The 2,520-nt window shown below is 71.4% G+C and carries 2 protein-coding genes; both read right to left on the minus strand.

Annotation, left to right across the window (positions count from 1 at the left end; all coding sequences use genetic code 11):
• Positions 1-965: rod shape-determining protein MreC (gene mreC, locus VF647_24720; protein ID HEX8455305.1), on the minus strand; the 965-nt coding region annotated here is incomplete at its 3' end.
• The gene (locus VF647_24725) at positions 962-1,999 is read right to left on the minus strand and encodes a rod shape-determining protein (GenBank protein ID HEX8455306.1); all 1,038 of its coding nucleotides are present in this window, start codon (positions 1,997-1,999) and stop codon (positions 962-964) included. The genes mreC and VF647_24725, both read right to left, overlap by 4 nt.
• Between the last annotated feature and the right edge of the window lie 521 nt (positions 2,000-2,520).

The raw sequence follows: 2,520 nt of genomic DNA on the forward strand, positions 1-2,520 counted from the left end.
GCCGCGGCGCGGGGCCGCGGGCGCGTGGGCGCCGTGGGCGTCGCCGCGTCGGGCGAGACGGCCGGGCCCGTGGCGCGCGCGGAATCGCGCTCGGCGGCGCTCAGCGTCACCCCCCACGCCGCCGCCAGGTCCTGGTCGGTCGGGGCCTTGGTGGGCGCGCCCAGAATCAGCACGTGCGACATCTGCGCGGGGCTCACCAGGGGGCGGATGTAGTACACCCGCTGCCAGCCGCCCTCCGCCCGCCCCGCGCCCGCCACGCGACCCACCGGGATGCCGCGCGGGTAGAGCCCGCCGTCGCCCGAGGTCACGATCAGCGACCCGTTGGGCGGCTGCGTGTGGAAGGCCACCGGCGTCAGCGCCAGCATCCGCTCGCCGCGGGGGCCGTTGGTGGGCTTGGCGATGCCGTACGTCTCGCCGTCCTGCGTCATCACGCTCAGCCCGAACTCGGGGTGGGTCCAGTCGATCCCCACCGCCGAGCGGTCGCCCAGCCGCCACACGCTCCCCACCAGCCCCTCGGCGGTCACGATGGCCGCGGCGGTGCCGACCCCCTCGCGCCGCCCGGCGGAGAGCTGCAGTGTGCCGGTGGCGCCCACCCCGCGCCCGCGCGAAGCCTCGGCGGCCACGAAGGTGTAGCCCAGCCGCTCGCGGAAGCCCAGCAGGGCCCGCAGCTCGCGGTTCTCCTGGGCCAGGTTGGCCTGCCCCACCAGGAACGCGGCCAGCGAGTCGCGCTCGGCGCGCAGCTCGCCCGCGTCGCCGAAGCGGCCCGCCCGGTCCGCCGCGCCGCCCTGCATGGCGATCACGGGGAACAGGACCGTGTTGCGCACTCCCGTCGCCAGGCCGGTGCGGTACGTGTCCGGCAGGTTGAACAGGAGGAGCGCGAGCGCGGTGAACCCGGCCGCGATCCCCAGGTCGCGCTTGCGCCCGCGCTCGCCCGCGCCTTTGAGGTAGGGCCGAAAGGTGCTCACGTCGTCAACACTCCTCTGTACTTCTGCACGTCGTCCAGGATGCGCCCGGCGCCGCGCACCACGCAGGTGAGCGGCTCCTCGTCCACGTGGATCGGCAGGTTGGTCTCGCGGGCGATCAGCACGTCCAGCCCGCGGATGAGCGCCCCGCCGCCGGTCATCACGATGCCGCGGTCCACGATGTCGCTCGCCAGCTCCGGCGGGGTGATCTCCAGCGCGCGGCGCACGGCTTCCACGATGGCCTGGATCGGCTCCTGGATGCACTCGCGGATCTCCTGCGAGTGCACGCGCACCGTCTTCGGGATGCCGGAGACGAGGTCGCGCCCCTTGACGTCCATCTCCCGCTCTTCGCCGGTGCTGAACGCGCTGCCGATCTGGATCTTGACCGCCTCGGCCGTGGCCTCGCCGATCATCAGGTTGTAGTTCTTGCGCAAAAAGGTGACGATGGCGTTGTCGATCTCGTCGCCGCCCACCCGGATCGAGGTGTCGCACACGATCCCGCTGAGCGCGATCACGGCGATCTCCGTCGTCCCGCCGCCGATGTCGATCACCATGTTCCCCGTGGGCGTCTCCACGGGAAGCCCCACGCCGATGGCGGCGGCCATGGGCTCGGCCACCATGTACACTTCCTTGGCCCCGGCCGCGTGCGCGCTCGACCGCACGGCGCGCCGCTCCAGCTCCGTGATCCCCGAGGGCACGCCCACCACCATCGTGGGCTTCAGCTTGAGGAAGCGCTTGGAGGTGACCGTCTCCAGGAAGTAGCGGAGCATGATCTCCGTCACGTCCACATCCGCGATCACGCCGTCCTTGAGGGGGCGCACGGCGGTCACGCCTTCCGGGGTCCTCCCCAGCATGCGCTTGGCCTCGAGCCCGATCCCCTTGATCTTGTTGGTGGCCTTTTCCACGGCCACCACCGAGGGCTCGTTGAGGACGATCCCCTCGCCTTTCACGTACACCAGCGTATTGGCGGTCCCCAGGTCGACGGCGATGTCGTTGACCGGGATGAAGTTTCCTTTTCTGAGCCAGCTGAAGGCCATTGCTTCCCGAGGCTGTGCTCCCGGCGCGGCTCGCGCGCGGCGGGACGGACTGGGCAGGCGTAGCACCCTGTGAGCGGGTGGGTTAAGTGAACCCGAAGCTATGCCCCCCCTTGACCGCACGCAACCCGGCGGAATCCAGGGCTCGCGCAGCGCGGGCGCTCAGATGCACGGGGCATGCCGGGGGGGACGGAGGGGAATGGGGAATGGGGAATGGGGAATGGGGAATGGGGAATGGGGAATGGGGAATGGGAATGGGGAATGGGGAATGGGAACGGGGAATGGGCACAACCGTAGGGGCGCGATTCATCGCGCCCGTGCCCGCCCCCTCCCCGCCGCCCGCCCCGCACACCGAAAACCGTAGGGGCAGACCTGCGTGTCTGCCCTCCCCCGCCACCACGCGGTACCCTGCCCTCCGGCACCAACGCCTGTAGGGGCCGCCCCATGTGGCTGCCCGTGCCTTCCCTCCCCCCGAACCCCGCCTACCCGTCGAAGGCGCCCCGCCAGAATGACGAATTATTCCG

This window comes from Longimicrobium sp. (assembly GCA_036387335.1).
Taxonomy (GTDB): Bacteria; Gemmatimonadota; Gemmatimonadetes; order Longimicrobiales; family Longimicrobiaceae; genus Longimicrobium.